The organism is Streptomyces sp. NPDC036815 (assembly GCF_055609205.1).
In genome coordinates this window covers 118361-136075 of record NZ_JBVJPW010000005.1, presented here as the reverse complement: position 1 = coordinate 136075, position 17715 = coordinate 118361, and the positions used below count along the sequence as shown (strand labels likewise).

The 17715-nt window shown below is 70.0% G+C and carries 16 protein-coding genes; 2 read left to right on the top strand and 14 right to left on the bottom strand.

The genetic code is table 11. The annotated features are described in order from the left end of the window. Positions 1–2: 2 nt before the first annotated feature. From nuoK to ACZ69I_RS13615, 11 genes are read right to left on the bottom strand one after another with little or no spacing between them, the layout of a single operon-like run. A complete protein-coding gene (gene nuoK, locus ACZ69I_RS13665; protein WP_003974374.1) occupies positions 3–302 on the bottom strand; it encodes an NADH-quinone oxidoreductase subunit NuoK in 300 nt (99 codons plus the stop codon). Continuing rightward, positions 299–1138, bottom strand: coding sequence for an NADH-quinone oxidoreductase subunit J (locus tag ACZ69I_RS13660; RefSeq protein ID WP_470832227.1), 840 nt, complete (start codon positions 1136–1138; stop codon positions 299–301). The genes nuoK and ACZ69I_RS13660 overlap by 4 nt, the downstream gene beginning before the upstream one ends. Continuing rightward, positions 1135–1794, bottom strand: a complete 660-nt coding sequence (gene nuoI, locus ACZ69I_RS13655) for an NADH-quinone oxidoreductase subunit NuoI (protein WP_467670547.1) — start codon at positions 1792–1794, stop codon at positions 1135–1137. Before nuoI ends, ACZ69I_RS13660 begins: the two co-directional genes overlap by 4 nt. Further along, positions 1787–3121: an NADH-quinone oxidoreductase subunit NuoH gene (gene nuoH / locus ACZ69I_RS13650; protein WP_467670877.1), complete on the bottom strand. Its 1335-nt coding sequence runs from the start codon at positions 3119–3121 to the stop codon at positions 1787–1789. The genes nuoI and nuoH overlap by 8 nt, the downstream gene beginning before the upstream one ends. Before the next feature lie 38 nt (positions 3122–3159). Further along, positions 3160–5673 (bottom strand): NADH-quinone oxidoreductase subunit G, encoded by a 2514-nt coding sequence (locus ACZ69I_RS13645; RefSeq protein WP_470832226.1) that lies wholly within the window; start codon positions 5671–5673, stop codon positions 3160–3162. Further along, the gene (gene nuoF, locus ACZ69I_RS13640; RefSeq protein ID WP_470832224.1) at positions 5670–7031 is read right to left on the bottom strand and encodes an NADH-quinone oxidoreductase subunit NuoF; all 1362 of its coding nucleotides are present in this window, start codon (positions 7029–7031) and stop codon (positions 5670–5672) included. Before nuoF ends, ACZ69I_RS13645 begins: the two co-directional genes overlap by 4 nt. Next, complete coding sequence (nuoE, locus tag ACZ69I_RS13635) at positions 7031–7891, bottom strand: NADH-quinone oxidoreductase subunit NuoE (protein ID WP_467670553.1); 861 nt, start codon at positions 7889–7891, stop codon at positions 7031–7033. Before nuoE ends, nuoF begins: the two co-directional genes overlap by 1 nt. Then, entirely contained in the window at positions 7888–9222 is a 1335-nt protein-coding gene (locus ACZ69I_RS13630) for an NADH-quinone oxidoreductase subunit D (protein ID WP_467670555.1), read from the bottom strand. The genes nuoE and ACZ69I_RS13630 overlap by 4 nt, the downstream gene beginning before the upstream one ends. Further along, positions 9222–9944: an NADH-quinone oxidoreductase subunit C gene (locus tag ACZ69I_RS13625; RefSeq protein WP_467670557.1), complete on the bottom strand. Its 723-nt coding sequence runs from the start codon at positions 9942–9944 to the stop codon at positions 9222–9224. The genes ACZ69I_RS13630 and ACZ69I_RS13625 overlap by 1 nt, the downstream gene beginning before the upstream one ends. Continuing rightward, positions 9941–10495, bottom strand: a complete 555-nt coding sequence (locus ACZ69I_RS13620; RefSeq protein ID WP_389714890.1) for a NuoB/complex I 20 kDa subunit family protein — start codon at positions 10493–10495, stop codon at positions 9941–9943. The genes ACZ69I_RS13625 and ACZ69I_RS13620 overlap by 4 nt, the downstream gene beginning before the upstream one ends. 21 nt (positions 10496–10516) lie before the next feature. Further along, complete coding sequence (locus tag ACZ69I_RS13615; RefSeq protein WP_030420561.1) at positions 10517–10876, bottom strand: NADH-quinone oxidoreductase subunit A; 360 nt, start codon at positions 10874–10876, stop codon at positions 10517–10519. Between the two features lie 853 nt (positions 10877–11729). Between ACZ69I_RS13615 and ACZ69I_RS13610 the strand changes: the two genes are divergently transcribed. Beyond that, positions 11730–12545, top strand: a complete 816-nt coding sequence (locus ACZ69I_RS13610; RefSeq protein ID WP_470832220.1) for a C40 family peptidase — start codon at positions 11730–11732, stop codon at positions 12543–12545. Positions 12546–12656: 111 nt separating this feature from the next. Here the strand turns inward: ACZ69I_RS13610 and ACZ69I_RS13605 are convergent, their stop codons facing one another. Together ACZ69I_RS13605 and ACZ69I_RS13600 are read right to left on the bottom strand one after the other, a co-directional pair. Beyond that, positions 12657–12986: a putative quinol monooxygenase gene (locus ACZ69I_RS13605; protein ID WP_470832218.1), complete on the bottom strand. Its 330-nt coding sequence runs from the start codon at positions 12984–12986 to the stop codon at positions 12657–12659. 104 nt (positions 12987–13090) lie between these two features. Then, positions 13091–14377, bottom strand: coding sequence for a geranylgeranyl reductase family protein (locus ACZ69I_RS13600; RefSeq protein ID WP_467670564.1), 1287 nt, complete (start codon positions 14375–14377; stop codon positions 13091–13093). A gap of 97 nt (positions 14378–14474) precedes the next feature. Here ACZ69I_RS13600 and ACZ69I_RS13595 point away from each other — a divergent pair, with 97 nt between their 5' ends. Next, on the top strand, positions 14475–15026 hold the full coding sequence (locus tag ACZ69I_RS13595) for a GNAT family N-acetyltransferase (protein WP_470832216.1): 552 nt from the start codon (positions 14475–14477) through the stop codon (positions 15024–15026). A gap of 45 nt (positions 15027–15071) precedes the next feature. On the opposite strand, the gene ACZ69I_RS13590 is transcribed toward ACZ69I_RS13595, so the two are convergent. Continuing rightward, positions 15072–17633, bottom strand: coding sequence for a zinc ribbon domain-containing protein (locus ACZ69I_RS13590; RefSeq protein ID WP_470832214.1), 2562 nt, complete (start codon positions 17631–17633; stop codon positions 15072–15074). Positions 17634–17715 lie beyond the last annotated feature (82 nt).

Below are 17715 nucleotides of genomic sequence, written 5' to 3'. Positions count from 1 at the left end.
CCTTACAGCTTCATCAGGCTGGCGTCGTCGACCGAGGCCGAGTGGCGGGAACGGAACAGCGACACGATGATCGCGAGCCCGACCACGACCTCCGCGGCGGCGACGACCATCGTGAAGAACGCGATGATCTGGCCGTCGAGGTTGCCGTGCATGCGGGAGAAGGCGACGAACGCGAGGTTGCAGGCGTTGAGCATGAGCTCGATGCACATGAACACCACGATCGCGTTCCGCCTGATGAGCACGCCGGTCGCGCCGATCGTGAACAACAGCGCGGCGAGATACAGGTAGTTGACGGGGTTCACTTCGACGCCTCCTCGGTCCGCCCGATGTCGCCGCGCCGCAGGTCGGGCCGCTCCAGGCGATCGGTGGAGCGCTGCTCGAGCGCCCGCAGGTCGTCCAGCGCCTCGGTCGACACGTCACGGATCTGGCCGCGCTCGCGGAGCGTCTGGTTGACCGTGAGCTCCGACGGGGTGCCGTCGGGGAGCAGGCCCGCGATGTCCACGGCGTTGTGCCGGGCGTACACACCGGGGGCGGGCAGCGGCGGCAGGTGCTTGCCCTCGCGCACGCGCTCCTCGGACAGCTCGCGCTGGGTCTTGGCGCGCTCGGTGCGCTCGCGGTGGGTGAGCACCATCGCGCCGATCGTGGCCGTGATGAGCAGGGCGCCGGTGATCTCGAAGGCGAAGACGTACTTCGTGAAGATGAGCTGCGCGAGCCCCTCCACGTTGCCGCCCGAGTTCGCGTTGCCGAGGCCGTTGAACTCCTTCATCGAGGCGTTCCCGATGCCCGCGAAGAGCAGCACCGCGAAGCCGAGGCCGCACAGCAGGGCCAGCCAGCGCTGGCCCTTGATGGTCTCCGTCAGGGAGTCGGCGGCGGTGACGCCGACGAGCATGACGACGAAGAGGAAGAGCATCATGATCGCGCCGGTGTAGACGACGATCTGGACGATGCCCAGGAAGTACGCGCCGTTGGCCAGGTAGAACACCGCGAGGATGATCATGGTCCCGGCCAGGCAGAGCGCGCTGTGCACGGCCTTCCTCATGAGGATGGTGCACAGGGCGCCGATCACGGCGACCGTGCCGAGCACCCAGAACTGGAAGGCCTCGCCGGTGGAGGTGGAGTAGGCGGCGAGCTGAGTCATCGACCGATCACCTGCTCCGACGCCGGCTCGCCGTCCCCGAAGTCCGCGGCCGCCTCCTGGGGCGTCTCGCCCTTGGAGAGGGCGACTTGGGGCACCGTGCCCGGCGCCGCCTCGGTCACCAGTCCCCGGTAGTAGTCCTGCTCGTCGGTGCCGGGGTAGATGGCGTGCGGCGAGTCGACCATGCCGTCGTCCAGGCCGGCGAGCAGCTGCTCCTTGGTGTAGATGAGGTTCTCGCGGCTGCTGTCGGCCAGCTCGAACTGGTTCGTCATCGTCAGCGCGCGCGTGGGGCACGCCTCGATGCACAGTCCGCACAGGATGCAGCGGGCGTAGTTGATCTGGTAGACGCGGCCGTACCGCTCGCCGGGCGAGTAGCGCTCCTCGTCCGTGTTGTCCGCGCCCTCCACATAGATGGCGTCCGCGGGACAGGCCCAGGCGCAGAGCTCGCAGCCGACGCACTTCTCCAGGCCGTCCGGATGGCGGTTCAGCTGGTGCCTGCCGTGGAAGCGGGGAGCAGTGGTCTTCTGCTGCTCCGGATACTGCTCGGTCAGCCGCTTCTTGAACATGGCCTTGAAGGTCACGCCGAAGCCCGCGACGGGGTTCTGGAACCCCTGCTTCGATTGGTTCGATTCGGGTGACTCCTGGTGCGACTCAGCCATCGGACGCCTCCTTTCCCTCAGTTCGGGTTCCGTCACTTTGAGTATCCGGTCCGCCACTGACAATCAGCTCCCGCTCCTGGCGCGAGCGTCGGCGCGGCACGGGCGGCAGGCTCTGTCCGGGCAGCGGAGGCACGGGGAATCCGCCCGCCATCGGGTCGAAGGCGGTCGGCTCCTCCTCGGCGACGGCTTCCTTGTCGCGCTTGTCGCGGAAGATGTCCACGACCACGGAGAGCAACAGCAGTGCGATGATCCCGCCGCCGCCGTAGAGCGCGATCGAGGTGAACTCGTAGTCCTCGTTCCGCATCGCCCTGATCGTGGCGACGAGCATCAGCCAGACGACCGAGACCGGGATCAGGACCTTCCAGCCGAGCTTCATCAGCTGGTCGTAGCGGACGCGGGGCAGCGAGCCGCGCAGCCAGATGAAGAAGAACAGCAGCAGCTGCACCTTGATCACGAACCAGAGCATCGGCCACCAGCCGTGGTTCGCGCCCTCCCAGAAGGTGCTGATCGGGTACGGGGCCCGCCAGCCGCCCAGGAAGAGCGTGGTCGAGACCGCCGAGACGGTGACCATGTTGACGTACTCGGCGAGCATGAACATCGCGAACTTGATGGAGGAGTACTCGGTGTTGAAGCCACCGACGAGGTCGCCCTCGGACTCCGGCATGTCGAACGGCGCGCGGTTGGTCTCGCCGACCATCGTCACGATGTAGATGATGAACGAGACGGGCAGCAGCAGGATGTACCAGCGGTCCGCCTGTGCCTCCACGATCGCCGAGGTCGACATCGACCCGGAGTAGAGGAAGACCGAGGCGAAGGCCGCGCCCATCGCGATCTCGTAGGAGATCATCTGCGCGCAGGAGCGCAGGCCGCCGAGGAGCGGATACGTGGATCCGGAGCTCCAGCCCGCGAGGACGATGCCGTAGATGCCGACGGAGGCGACCGCGAGGATGTAGAGCATCGCGATCGGCAGGTCGGTGAGCTGCATCGTGGTGCGGTGGCCGAAGATCGAGACTTCGTTGCCCGCCGGCCCGAAGGGGATCACCGCGATCGCCATGAAGGCCGGGATCGCGGCGACGACCGGGGCAAGGATGTAGACCACCTTGTCCGCGCGCTTGACGATCACGTCTTCCTTGAGCATCAGCTTGACGCCGTCCGCGAGGGACTGCAGCAGGCCCCAGGGACCGTTCCGGTTGGGGCCGATGCGCAGCTGCATCCAGGCGACGACCTTGCGTTCCCACACGATGGCGAAGAGGACCGTCACCATCAGGAACGCGAAGCAGAAGACCGCCTTGAAGGCGACAAGCCACCAGGGGTCGCGGCCGAACATGGACAGGTCTTCCGCCGCAAGCGGCACCAGCGTGTGCGTCACGACGTCACCTCCGGGGCCTCGGTGGGCTCCGGCGGGACCGCCGGGCCGATGCGGACGAGATCGCCGGGGCGTGCGCCGGTGTCCGACATGACGCCTCCCCCGGTCGAGTTCAGCGGCAGCCAGACCACCCGGTCGGGCATCTCCGTGACGCTGAGCGGCAGTTCGGTGGCCCCCGCCGGTCCGGCGACCGCCAGCAGGTCACCGTCCTTCACGCCCACCTCGGCCGCGGTGGCGGCGGACACGCGCGCGTGGGCGGCGTGCCGGGTGCCGGCCAGCGCCTCGTCGCCGTCCTGCAGGCGGCCCTGGTCGAGCAGCATCCGGTGCCCGGCGAGGACGGCCTCGCCCGCGGCGGGCCGCGGCGGCTGGGCGCCGGTCTCCAGGGGTTCCGTCGCGTGCGGCCCGTCCCAGCCGCCGAGCCGGTCCAGCTCGCGGCGGAGCGTCACCAGGTCGGGCAGGCCGAGGTGGATGTCCCCCGCGTCGGCCAGCATGTGCAGCACGCGCGCGTCCGTGGGCGCCAGCCTGCGCGTCATCTGGTCCGGCTTGAGCGCGGCGTCGAACATCCGCACCCGGCCCTCCCAGTTGAGGAAGGTGCCGGGCTTCTCGGCGACCGCGGCCACCGGCAGGACCACGTCGGCCCGCTCCGTCACCTCGCTGGGCCGCAGCTCCAGGGAGACCAGGAAGCCGACCTCGTCGAGCGCCTCGCGTGCGCGCGCGGGATCGGGCAGGTCGGCGACCTCGACGCCCGCCACCAGGAGGGCGCCGAGCTCTCCGGTCGCGGCGGCCTCGACGATCTGACCGGTGTCGCGGCCGAAGCGGTGCGGGAGTTCGGCGATGCCCCAGGCGCCCGCGACCTCTTCCCGCGCGCGCGGGTCGGTGGCCGGGCGCCCGCCGGGCAGCAGCGACGGCAGGGCGCCCGCCTCGATGGCGGCGCGCTCGCCCGCCCTGCGCGGGATCCACACCAGCCGGGCGCCGGTCGCGGCGGCGGCCCGGACGGCGGCGGTGAGCCCGCCGGGCACGGCCGCGAGCCGCTCGCCGACGACGATGACGGCACCCTCGGCGCGCAGCGCCTCGGCCGCCTCGGGCCCCGCGCCCTCCAGGCCGACGCCCGCGGCGAGCGCGTCCAGCCACTCGGTCTCGGTGCCCGGCGCCGCGGGCAGCAGCGTGCCGCCCGCCTTCTCCAGGCCCCGGGTCGCGAACGTCGCGAGGGAGAAGGTGCGCTGACCGTGCTTGCGCCAGGCCTTGCGCAGCCTCAGGAAGACGCCGGGCGCCTCCTCCTCGGACTCGAACCCGGCCAGCAGGACGGCGGGGGCCTTCTCCAGGAAGGCGTACGTGACGCCGCTCCCGTCGAGATCCCTGCCCCGCCCGGCGACCCGGGCCGCGAGGAAGTCGGCCTCCTCGCTGCTGTGCACGCGCGCGCGGAAGTCGATGTCGTTCGTGTCGAGCGCCACGCGCGCGTACTTGCTGTACGCGTAGGCGTCCTCCACGGTGAGGCGGCCGCCGGTGAGGACCCCGGCCCGGCCGCGCGCGGCGGCGAGACCGCGGGCCGCGACGTCCAGGGCCTCGGGCCAGCTGGCGGGTTCGAGATCACCCGTCGAGGCGTTGCGCACCAGGGGGGTGGTCAGCCGGTCGGGACGGTGTGCGTACCGGAAGCCGAAGCGCCCCTTGTCGCACATCCACTCCTCGTTGACCTCGGGGTCGTCCGCCGCGAGCCGCCGCATGACCTTGCCGCGCCGGTGGTCCGTGCGCGTCGCGCAGCCGCCCGCGCAGTGCTCGCACACCGAGGGCGACGAGACCAGGTCGAAGGGGCGGGAGCGGAAGCGATACGCCGCCGAGGTCAGCGCGCCGACCGGGCAGATCTGGATGGTATTGCCGGAGAAGTACGACTCGAAGGGGTCGCCCTCACCGGTGCCGACCTGCTGGAGTGCGCCCCGCTCGATGAGCTCGATCATCGGGTCGCCGGCGATCTGGTTGCTGAAGCGGGTGCAGCGGGCGCAGAGCACGCACCGCTCGCGGTCGAGCAGCACCTGCGTGGAGATCGGCACCGGCTTCTCGTACGTCCGCTTCTTGCCCTCGAAGCGGGTGTCCACGTCGCCGACCTGCATCGCCTGGTTCTGCAGCGGGCACTCGCCGCCCTTGTCGCAGACCGGGCAGTCCAGCGGGTGGTTGATGAGCAGCAGCTCCATCACGCCGCGCTGCGACTTCTCCGCGACGGGCGAGGTCAGCTGCGACTTCACGACCATGCCGTCGGTGCACGTGATGGTGCAGGACGCCATCGGCTTGCGCTGGCCCTCCACCTCGACGATGCACTGGCGGCAGGCGCCCGCCGGGTCGAGCAGCGGGTGGTCGCAGAACCGGGGGATCTCGATGCCGAGCAGTTCGGCGGCCCGGATCACCAGCGTCCCCTTGGGGACGCTGATCTCGATGCCGTCGATGGTCAGCGAGACGAGATCCTCGGGCGGGACCGCCGCCTCCCCGCCCCCGGAGGGAGCGTTGTTGGTGGTCACTGTCATGCGTTCACCTGCGCGCTTTCAGCGGGCCTGTCGGCCCAGAGAGTCGACTTGGCCGGGTCGAAGGGGCAGCCCTTGCCGGTGATGTGCTGCTCGTACTCCTCGCGGAAGTACTTGAGCGAGGAGAAGATCGGCGAGGCCGCGCCGTCGCCCAGGGCGCAGAAGGACTTGCCGTTGATGTTGTCGGCGATGTCGTTCAGCTTGTCGAGGTCGGCCATGACGCCCTTGCCTGCCTCGATGTCGCGGAGCAACTGCACCAGCCAGTACGTCCCTTCGCGGCAGGGCGTGCACTTGCCGCAGGACTCGTGGGCGTAGAACTCGGTCCAGCGGGTGACGGCCCGCACCACGCACGTCGTCTCGTCGAAGCACTGCAGCGCCTTCGTGCCGAGCATCGATCCGGCGGCGCCGACGCCCTCGTAGTCGAGGGGGACGTCGAGGTGCTCGTCGGTGAACATCGGGGTCGAGGAGCCGCCCGGGGTCCAGAACTTGAGCCGGTGCCCGGCCCGCATGCCGCCGCTCATGTCGAGCAGCTGGCGCAGCGTGATGCCGAGCGGCGCCTCGTACTGACCGGGGCTGGTGACGTGCCCGCTCAGCGAGTAGAGGGTGAAGCCGGGCGACTTCCCGCTGCCCATCGCCTTGAACCAGTCTTTTCCGCGGTTGAGGATCGCGGGAACGGATGCGATGGACTCGACGTTGTTCACCACAGTGGGGCACGCGTAGAGGCCCGCGACGGCAGGGAAGGGGGGACGCAGTCGCGGCTGACCGCGGCGGCCTTCGAGCGAGTCGAGCAGCGCGGTCTCCTCACCACAGATGTACGCGCCCGCGCCCGCGTGCACGGTGAGTTCGAGATCGATCCCGCTGCCCAGCACGTTCTTCCCGAGGTAGCCCGCCGCGTAGGCCTCGCGGACGGCCTCGTGCAACCGCCGCAGTACGGGGACGACTTCACCCCGCAGGTAGATGAAGGCATGCGACGAACGGATCGCGTAGCACGCGATCACGATCCCCTCGATGAGGGAATGCGGGTTCGCGAAGAGGAGCGGGATGTCCTTGCAGGTCCCCGGCTCCGACTCGTCGGCGTTGACCACCAGATAGTGCGGCTTGCCGTCGCCCTGCGGGATGAACTGCCACTTCATCCCGGTGGGGAACCCCGCGCCGCCCCGGCCCCGGAGCCCCGAGTCCTTCACGTACGCGATGAGGTCGTCGGGGTCCATGGCGAGCGCCTTGCGCAGCCCTTCGTACCCCTCGTGGCGCCGGTAGGTCTCCAGCGTCCAGGACTTCTCCTCGTCCCAGAAGGCCGAGAGGACCGGTGCGAGGAGCTTCTCCGGGCTGGTCTCGTTGTTGATCTCGGCTGCCAAGGTCATCACTCCCCCTCCTCGGCGGTCGGTCCTGCCGGGTGCGCCGGGTCGGATGCCGAGGTCTGCTGCGGTGCGTCGTGCGAGCTGAGGTGTTCGGGGGGCGTCTGGTCCTGCGGGCCTCCGGTGCGCGGATGGACCACGCGCGGCTGCGGCAGTTCGCCCTTGGCCAGGCGCAGGCCGATCAGCGAGGCGGGTCCCGCGCCGCCGGACGCCTCGACGGCGCCGGGCCGCTCGTCGGGGAAGCCGGCCAGGATCCGGGCGGTCTCCTTGTACGTGCAGATCGGCGCCCCGCGGGTGGGCTCGACCGGTGCGCCCGCGCGCAGGTCGTCGACGAGCTGCTTGGCGGACTCGGGGGTCTGGTTGTCGAAGAACTCCCAATTGACCATCACCACGGGGGCGAAGTCACAGGCCGCGTTGCACTCGATGTGCTCAAGCGTGATCTTGCCGTCCGCGGTGGTCATATCGGCCCCGTCGTCTCCGACGCCGAGGTGCTGCTTGAGCTCGTCGAAGATCGCGTCGCCGCCCATGACGGCGCACAGCGTGTTGGTGCAGACGCCGACCTGGTAGTCACCGGAGGGCTTGCGCCGGTACATGGTGTAGAAGGTCGCGACGGCCGTGACCTCGGCCGTGGTCAGGCCCAGCATCTCGGCGCAGAACCGCATGCCCGTGCGCGTGACGTAGCCCTCCTCGGACTGCACGAGGTGCAGCAGGGGCAGGAGCGCGGAGCGGGAGTCGGGGTAGCGGGCGATGACGTCCTTGGCGTCCACCTCCAGCCTGGCCCGCACGTCGGCCGGGTAGTCGGGGGCGGGGAGTTGGGGCATGCCCAGGCTGACGCCCGCGCCCTGCTCGGAAGGGGTGCTGGTCATCGGTCGACGCCTCCCATCACGGGGTCGATGGACGCGACGGCGACGATGACGTCAGCGACCTGGCCGCCTTCGCACATGGCCGCCATGGCCTGCAGGTTGGTGAAGGACGGGTCGCGGAAGTGGACCCGGTAGGGGCGGGTGCCGCCGTCGGAGACGACGTGCACGCCGAGTTCGCCCTTGGGCGACTCGACCGCGGTGTACGTCTGGCCCGGCGGGACCCGGAACCCCTCGGTCACCAGCTTGAAGTGGTGGATGAGGGACTCCATGGAGGTGCCCATGATCTTCTTGATGTGGTCGAGCGAGTTGCCGAGTCCGTCCGGGCCGAGGGCCAGTTGGGCGGGCCAGGCGATCTTCTTGTCCTCGACCATGACCGGGCCGGGGGCGAGCCGGTCCACGCACTGCTCGATGATGCGCAGCGACTGGCGCATTTCCTCCAGGCGGATCAGGAAGCGCCCGTAGGAGTCGCAGGTGTCGGCGGTCGGGACGTCGAAGTCGTAGTTCTCGTAGCCGCAGTAGGGCTGCGTCTTGCGCAGGTCGTGCGGGAGGCCGGCGGAGCGCAGGACCGGGCCGGTGGCGCCGAGCGCCATGCAGCCGGCGAGGTCGAGGTATCCGACGTCCTGCATGCGGGCCTTGAAGATGGGGTTCCCGGTGGCGAGCTTGTCGTACTCGGGGATGTTCTTCTTCATCGTCTTCACGAACTCGCGCAGCTGGTCCACCGCGCCCGGCGGCAGGTCCTGGGCGAGGCCGCCGGGCCGGACGTACGCGTGGTTCATCCGCAGGCCGGTGATCAGCTCGAAGAGATCGAGAACGAGTTCACGATCCCGGAAGCCGTAGATCATGATCGTCGTCGCGCCGAGCTCCATGCCGCCGGTGGCGATGCACACCAGGTGTGAGGAGAGTCGGTTGAGCTCCATGAGGAGCACGCGGATGACCGACGCGCGGTCCGGGATCTGCTCCTCGATGCCGAGGAGCTTCTCGACCCCGAGGCAGTACGCCGTCTCGTTGAAGAACGGCGTCAGGTAGTCCATGCGCGTGACGAACGTCGTGCCCTGCGTCCACGTGCGGTACTCGAGGTTCTTCTCGATGCCCGTGTGCAGATAGCCGATGCCGCAGCGGGCTTCGGTGACCGTCTCCCCGTCGATCTCCAGGATGAGCCGGAGCACGCCGTGCGTGGAGGGGTGCTGCGGGCCCATGTTGACGATGATGCGCTCGTCGTCGGACTTGGCGGCGGACCGCACGACCTCGTCCCAGTCGCCGCCGGTGACCGTATATACGGTGCCCTCGGTCGTCTCGCGGGGGGAAGCCTGGGATGTTCCCTGAGTGGCAGACATCAGCTGTACGACCTCCGCTGGTCCGGAGCCGGGATCTGGGCGCCCTTGTATTCGACGGGGATGCCGCCGAGGGGGTAGTCCTTGCGCTGCGGGAATCCCTGCCAGTCGTCCGGCATCATGATCCGCGTGAGCGCCGGGTGGCCGTCGAAGATCAGGCCGAAGAAGTCGTACGCCTCGCGCTCGTGCCAGTCGTTGGTCGGATAGACCTCGACCAGCGAGGGCACGTGCGGGTCCGCTTCGGGGGCGGTGACCTCGAGTCGGATCAGCCGGTTGTGGGTGATCGAGCGCAGGTGGTAGACGGCGTGCAGCTCGCGGCCCTTGTCGCCGGGGAGGTGCACCCCGCTGACGCCCGTGCAGAGCTCGAAGCGCAGGGCCGGGTCGTCGCGCAGGGTCCGCGCGACGCGGACGAGGTGCTCGCGCGCGATGTGGAAGGTGACTTCGCCGCGGTCGACGACCGTCTTCTCGATCGCGTTCTCCGGGACGAGGCCCTGCTCCTCCAGGGCTCCCTCCAGTTCGTCCGCGGTCTCGTCGAACCAGCCGCCGTAGGGGCGCGAGGTCGCGCCGGGCAGCGTGATGGTCCGTACGAGGCCGCCGTAGCCGGAGGTGTCCCCGCCGTTGTCGGCACCGAACATGCCCCTGCGGACGCCGATGACCTCGCCGGCCGCGTCGCGCGGGGCCGGTACCCCATTGCCGTTCGGGTGCTCGTCGTGCGCGTCGCTCACCGCAGCAGCCCCTTCATCTCAATGGTGGGGAGCGCCTTGAGGGCCGCCTCCTCCGCCTCACGGGCCGCTTCTTCCGCGTTCACGCCGAGCTTGGTGTCCTGGATCTTCTGGTGCAGCTTGAGGATCGCGTCCAGCAGCATCTCGGGGCGCGGCGGACAACCGGGCAAATAGATGTCGACCGGGATGACATGGTCGACACCCTGCACAATGGCGTAATTGTTGAACATTCCGCCCGACGAAGCGCAAACCCCCATGGAAATCACCCACTTGGGATTCGGCATCTGGTCATAGACCTGCCGCAGCACCGGCGCCATCTTCTGGCTCACCCGGCCCGCCACGATCATCAGGTCGGCCTGGCGCGGCGAGCCGCGGAAGACCTCCATTCCGAAGCGCGCCATGTCGTACCGCCCGGCGCCGGTCGTCATCATCTCGATGGCGCAGCACGCGAGGCCGAACGTGGCGGGAAAGACGGACGACTTCCGCATCCAGCCCGCGGCCTGCTCGACGGTGGTCAGCAGAAATCCGCTCGGCAGTTTCTCTTCGAGTCCCATGCTCTTTGACCCCTCAGACCCTTAGTCCCATTCCAGGCCGCCGCGCCGCCATACGTACGCGTAGGCGACAAAGACGGTGAGCACGAAGAGCAGCATCTCCACGAGCCCGAAAATCCCCAGCGCGTCGAAGGTGACGGCCCAGGGATAGAGGAAGACGATCTCGATGTCGAAGACGATGAAGAGCATCGCCGTCAGGTAGTACTTGATGGGGAATCGCCCGCCGCCGGCCGGCGTCGGCGTCGGCTCGATGCCGCACTCGTAGGCCTCTAGCCTCGCGCGGTTGTACCGCTTTGGACCGATAAGCGTGGCCATGACCACGGAGAAGATCGCAAAGCCTGCCCCGAGGGCTCCCAGCACGAGGATGGGCGCATAGGCATTCACGCTCCTCGCTCCTCTCAGTCGGCACTGACTGTTGGCGGTTACGTCGGGCCGGGCCCCGCTCCCCATCGAAGATCGCTTACATGTGAAGCAGGTCACAAGCCCAACTGCCCCGCATCTTATGCCCGCCGGTCTGTGATCTGCGACACGGGGTACGACAACGGCTTTGTGATCTCCACCACCTGACGAAGGATCATGAAGTCGGATGAGCGGTGATCTTCGTACGCGAAGCGCCTGAGTGATCACTAGAGGTGACATCTCAGTGCGTCGTCGCTGGTGGAAGGGGTGTCGCTCTATCAAGCGGTGGCGCCTGCACGCAAATTGGCGCTGGACGCCGTCGCTTGATAGAGGAGCCGCGTTCACACTTTGGCGGCAGAGGTGTGGACGGATGTGGACGCGTGCACGGATTCACGAGCACCCCGAGGGCGCCCCCGAGGACACCCCCGGGAGCGCCCCGGGCCCGTTCCGGGCGACGCGCGCGACGGGCACCCCTCCTTCACCCCTCGCACACCCCTCACACGTACGGACGGGCGCGACGGAAACTGCGGGAGATCTCAGGGATGTCTCAGCGAGATCTCAGGGAGATCCCCGAGGGGTCGCCGTGTGACCTGCACCACAGAGGCATCTCCGCCGAATAAGCCGGGCTTGGCCAACGGACTCAACGGGTGGTAGACCGTGGGCAATTCGGACGTATCGCAGAAAACCCATGATCACAGGCGTGATCGGCGCTGTCCGCATTGCCCGTTACGGCGTCAATAAAGAGCGACACGCCCGGGATTCAAACCCGAGAACGGCAACTGTGGCGCAGCACACGTTTCTTGAAGGGAACCGTGAGTCCCTGATAGCGGTTGGTCTCATGTCCCACACCGCTCACATACCCAGCCACCGGAAGCCCCGTCGCAGCGCCTCGAAGATTGCCCTGCGCGCCGGAGTTGCCGGTGGCGTCCTCAGCACCCTGGCAGTGGCCGCGGCGGCCGGTACGGCGAACGCGGCCGAGCCGGTGTCCGAGACCATCGAGATGCCCACGCTCACCGCCGATCTGTCCGCCCAGATCGCGCAGTCGGCGGACGCCACCCAGCAGGCCGCCGACACCTACGAGTCGCGCGCCGAGCAGGCCGCGGCCGCCGAGAAGGCCGCCAAGCAGGCCAAGGAAGACCAGGCGAAGGCCGAGAAGAAGGCCGAAGCCGAGCGCAAGGCCAAGGCCGCCGCCAAGAAGAAGGCGGAGGAGGAGCGCGCCTCGCGTTCCACCGAGCGCACCACTCTCTCCGCCTCCACGCAGTCCGCCTCCGACACCTCGGACGCGCCCGCTCCGGCCAGCGGCAGCGTCGGCAGCGTCATCAGCTTCCTCAAGGCCCAGCTCGGCGACGCGTACGTGATGGGCGCCTCGGGCCCGAACGCCTGGGACTGCTCCAGCCTCGTGCAGGCCGCGTTCAAGCAGGCGGGCGTGGACCTGCCGCGCGTCTCGCAGGACCAGTCGACCATGGGCACCGAGGTCGGCACCTCGAACCTGCAGGTCGGCGACATCCTCTACTGGGGTGGCAAGGGCTCGGCGTACCACGTGGGTGTGTACATCGGTAACGGCCAGTACCTCGACGCCGCCAACCCCGGCAAGGGCGTTGTCATCCAGGACCTGTCCGGTTACCCGGCCTCCGGCGCCGTGCGCGTCCTCTGACGGCCCCTTAGAGCTACGACCAAGGGCCGGAACCCCCCTGGTGGGGTTCCGGCCCTTGGCGTGCCCTGAGAGGGCTTCTCAGGCGTTCCTCACGCCTTCGTCACGCGTTGGTCACGCCCTCTTCGGCTTCAGCTCGGCCATCTCGGACCAACCGGCGCCCTCGATCTCGGTGTTCACGATCTGCGGCACGGCGGCGATGAGCCCGCCCATCGTCTCCAGGCCCGCCTTGAAGTGGTCGGAGTTGACGTGCGCGGCGCCCGCGTCCCCGTCGGCGAAGGCCTCCAGGAGCACGAACTGGTTCGGGTCCTCGACGGAGCGCGACCACTCGAAGAAGACGTTGCCCGGCTCCGCGCGCGTGGCGGCGGTGAATGCGGCCGTCCGCTCGATCCAGCTGTCGCTGTGCTCGGGGCGGACGGTGAACTTGACGGCGATGAAAATCATGCGGCCAGCCTGCCCCGAAACCGACGGGTGGGGCAAACCGGGCACCACGGCTCCGACCGGTGCCGCGGTGCCCCCGGCGCTCACGCCTCAGATGCCCCCGGCGCTCACGCCTTCGGTGCCACCTTGCTCAGGCCGTTGATGATGCGGTCCATCGCGTCGCCGCCCGTCGGGTCCGTCAGGTTCGCCAGCATCTTCAGCGTGAACCTCATCAGGACGGGGTGGGTCAGGCCGCGCTGGGTGGCGATCTTCATGACCTTCGGGTTGCCGATGAGCTTCACGAAGGCGCGGCCCAGCGTGTAGTAGCCGCCGTAGGTCTCCTTGAGGGTCTTCGGGTAGTTCTGCAGTGCCAGTTCGCGCTGGGCGGGGGTGGCACGCGCGTGTGCCTGCACGATGACGTCCGCCGCGATCTGGCCGGACTCCATGGCGTAGGCGATGCCCTCGCCGTTGAAGGGGTTCACCAGGCCGCCCGCGTCGCCGACGAGCATCAGGCCCTTGGTGTAGTGCGGCTGACGGTTGAACGCCATCGGCAGCGCGGCGCCGCGGATCGGCGTCGTCATGTTCTCCGGGGTGTAGCCCCAGTCCTCCGGCATCGAGGCGCACCACGCCTTGAGGACCTCGCGCCAGTCCAGCTCGCGGAACGACTTGGAGGAGTTGAGGATGCCGAGGCCGACGTTGGACGTGCCGTCGCCCATGCCGAAGACCCAGCCGTAGCCGGGCAGCAGCCGGTCCTCGCCGGGCCCGCGGCGGTCCCACAGTTCCAGCCACGACTCCAGGTAGTCGTCGTCGTGGCGGGGCGAGGTGAAGTACGTACGGACGGCGACGCCCATCGGGCGGTCCTCGCGGCGGTGCAGGCCCATGGCGAGCGAGATCCGCGAGGAGTTGCCGTCGGCCGCGACGACGAGCGGGGCGTGGAAGGTGACGGGCGTCTTCTCCTCGCCCATCTTGGCGTGCACGCCGGTGATGCGGCCGGTCCGGTCGTCGATGACCGGCTCGCCGACGTTGCACCGCTCGTACAGGCGCGCGCCCGCCTTCTGCGCCTGCCGGGCCAGCTGCTCGTCGAAGTCGTCGCGCTTCCGTACGAGGCCGTAGTCGGGGTAGGAGGCGAGTTCCGGCCAGTCGAGCTGGAGCCGCACCCCTCCGCCGATGATGCGCAGGCCCTTGTTCCGCAGCCAGCCCGCCTCTTCGGAGATGTCGATCCCCATGGACACCAACTGCTTGGTGGCGCGCGGGGTGAGTCCGTCTCCGCAGACCTTTTCCCGTGGGAACGCTGTCTTCTCCAGAAGGAGTACGTCGAGTCCGGCCTTCGCCAGGTAGTACGCCGTCGTCGAACCGGCAGGTCCGGCTCCGACGACGATTACGTCCGCGGTGTGTTCGGAGAGGGGCTCGGTCACGGCGGGTTCTCCCCAAGGATCGAAATCTGTGTGCCGGCCGGCACGGGATATGGGCAGTCTATGAGGCGGTACTGATCAGCCAGCCGAAGGGCCACACGTGACCGACCGGACCGACACCCTGCCCGCGCCGCACCTCCCCGACGTGCGGCTGCGCGTCCCCACCCACGAGGACGCCGCCGTATGGCACCGGCTCTTCGACGACCCGGAGGTCATGGAGTTCTTCGGCGGCGCGTCCGCCGAGCTCTCCATGTACGAGGAACTCACCGCCCGCCAGCGCAGACACGACGCCGAACTGGGCTACTGCCTGTGGACGCTGCTCGACGCCGACGACCGGCCGATCGGCTTCACGGGCGCCCAGCCCTGGCCACGGAGCTGGGGCCCGGCGGGCGAGATCGAGATCGGCTGGCGGCTCGCCCGCACGGCCTGGGGCAAGGGGTACGCGACGGCCGCCGCCCTGGCCGCGGTCGAACGGGTGCGCGCGGCGGGCGTGCCGAGCGTGGTGGCGGTCGTCGCCGAGGGCAACGCCCGCTCCATCGCGGTGACCCGCAAGCTCGGCATGGAGCTCGCCGAGTCGTTCACCACTCCCCCGCGGATACCCGGCGACGACGCGTCGCGGCAGATGGCCCACTGCTTCCGCCTCGCGCTGTAGCAAGGCTCCAGTACGCCCGGGGCGGGGCCGGAGCCGGGGCGGTCGTCAGTCCGTCAGGCGCCAGGTCTCCAGCGCCGTCCTGTGTGTCCTCGCGCCCTCGCCCGCGGGCCAGAAGTCCTCGCGCCAGGACAGCTGGATCGCGTACTCCGTACCGTTCGTGGCGATGTAGCTCTGATTGAGCGCGTGGATGGTGCGGCCCGAGGCATCGGTGTACGTGTACTCCCAGATCGCGCCGTCCTGCCCCTGGAAGGTGTTCTCCGTCAGCCGGACACGGTCGTAGTCCGACTTGTCCGGGGCGGATTTGGTGTGCTTCTCGATGTTCTCGAAGTTCTCGTACGAGGTGTACCGCGCGTCCGTCACGACGCCGACGAGGAACTCCTCACGCCCGGTCGGTCCCGCGTACGTGATCTGACCCGGCCGCTCGGGGTTCACGGGCTGGCGGGTCCAGCCCTTGGGCACCGCGAAGGAGAAGCCCTCCTCGTCGGTCACCCGGTCGGTTCCCGCGGGGGCGTCCGACCCGCCGGTGACGTCGGGGCCCTCGCTCCCGCTCGGCTCCGGACTCGGCGACGGCGACGCCACCGGGCTCGGGGCCGCGCTCGGGGCCTCGGACCTGCTGACCGCGGGCCGGTCGTCCTTGCCCGCGCCGTCCGCCTTGTCGTCCCCGGTGTCCTGCCAGAGCAGGATCCCGGCCGTCGCGCCGCCTCCGACGACGAAGGCGACGGTGAGCGTGGCGACCCAGATCCCGGCCCGCCCGCGCGCGGGGGCGGCGGGAGGCTGGTGGCCGATGTGGACGGGGTGCGGGGCGTAGGAGGGAGCGGCGCTCTGGGGGTGGGGGTAGGCGTACGACGGGGTCGGCGTGCCGGAGGGGGGTGTGCTGGGCGGGGGCGTACTGGGAGATGGCGTGCTGGGAGGGGGCGTGCTGGGTACGCCGACCGCGCCGGAGGTCGGTTGTTCGGCGAGAGGGACGGCGGGCTCGGCAGGTGCGGCGGGTGGGGCGGGCTCGGCAGGTGCGGCGGGCTCGGCGGTGTCGGAGGCGGAGGCGGGGGCCGCGGTGGGCGGGGCCGCGGGCATCCCCGGTACCGGCGGCATGCCGGGCGGCGCGTCCGCGGGTACGGGTAGGGTTCCGGCTCCCGGCACGGGTGCGGCTCCCGGCGTGCCGAGGCCGCCCTGCTGCCCCACCATCCGCAGCAGATAGGGGCCGATCAGCACCGCGGGGAAGATCCACAGCATCCCGAACAGCAGCACCTCCGCGACCGCGAGCCCCACCTCCACGGTGCCGCTGCCCCCGCCGGCGGACTCGCCGAACCCGGACCCTCCGTCGAAGGCCTGGCCGGACAACTCGACGCCGATGCCGCTGAACCCGGCGAGCAGCAGGACGAGCCCGAAGAAGACACCACCGGCGAGCAGGGCCTCGCCCCGGCCCGCGCAGCGCCGCGCCGCGATCACGCCCAGGGTCAGCACGCAGACCAGACCGAGCGCCAACGCCCCCACGATCGCCCAGTCGTTGGTGACGTCGCCCAGTTCGGAGAGGCCGAAGGAGCGGCTCTCGTTCCCGCTGCCGTACATCGAGCTGCGGCCGCTCACCGACGCCTCGGCCCCCGCGCCCCAGGCGATGCCGAGCGCCGTGACCGCGAGGTTCGGCAGGACGAGCAGGGCGACGAGGAGCGGCGAGATGTCACTGTCGTCGAGGTCGGTGAGTTCGGCCAGGTCGTCGATCTGGGTGAGGCTGATGAAGGCGACGACGGAGCAGAGCGCGAGGACGACGGCGAGGGCGCGCAGCGCGGCCCCGGTGGCCCGCAGGGCGGCTTGCGCGCCGGGGCGCGCGGCGACCCACTGCGCCAGGTCGTTCCGGCTCAACACCGCGCAGGAGACGGCGAGCCCGAGCACCAGTGCGCCCAGCGCGGCGAGCACCGGGGACGACGACAGTTCGATCCCCTCGACCGCGGGTTGCGCGAGGAGCGCGAGGGCGAGGACGCCCGCGGTCACCAACAGGGTGACGCGGACGGCCGCTTCGAGCCCCGCGGTGCCGCCGCCCCGGACCGCGCCCCGCGCCGCGAGCCGGTTGCGCAGCACCCGTACGCCGATGAAGAGCGCCAGGATCCAGAGCACGGTCACGGTGAGCGGGACGGAGTGCAGGGCCGCCGAGCCCTCGACCGCGGAGTCGGAGGTGTCCGAGCCCATCCCCAGGCCGTCGGAGCCGCCGAAGTCCGGCCGCTCCTCACGGCCCGACAACTCGAAACCCCCGCCGACCGACTGGAGCAGCAGCGCGAGCGTGATCCCCATCCGGTCGGCGAATCCGACGACGGCCTCGTCGTCCTGCCCGTACGAGGGGATCGCCAGCGACACGGCCGCGATCAGCAGCAGCGCGACCGGCCAGAGCGCGGCCAGCGCGGCTCCGGCCCAGTCGCCGCGGAACGTGCGCCCGAGGAAGGCGCCGACGGGGGACGGGCCGGCCGGGGCGTAGGCGGGGGGCGGGGCGACGGGAGGGGCCGCGACGGCAGGCGCCGGGGGCTGTTTCGGCTCGGGAAGGCGTTCGCGCCCGCACTTCATGCAGAAGCGGGCCTCATCAGGGGCGGGAGCCCCGCAGTGTGGGCAGTACGACGCCATCAAGACGCTCCGTGGACTCAGGAGTTCAGCAACAGGGGGCGGATCCGGCCCGTAAGCGCCGCATAAAGAAACGGCCGGGTCG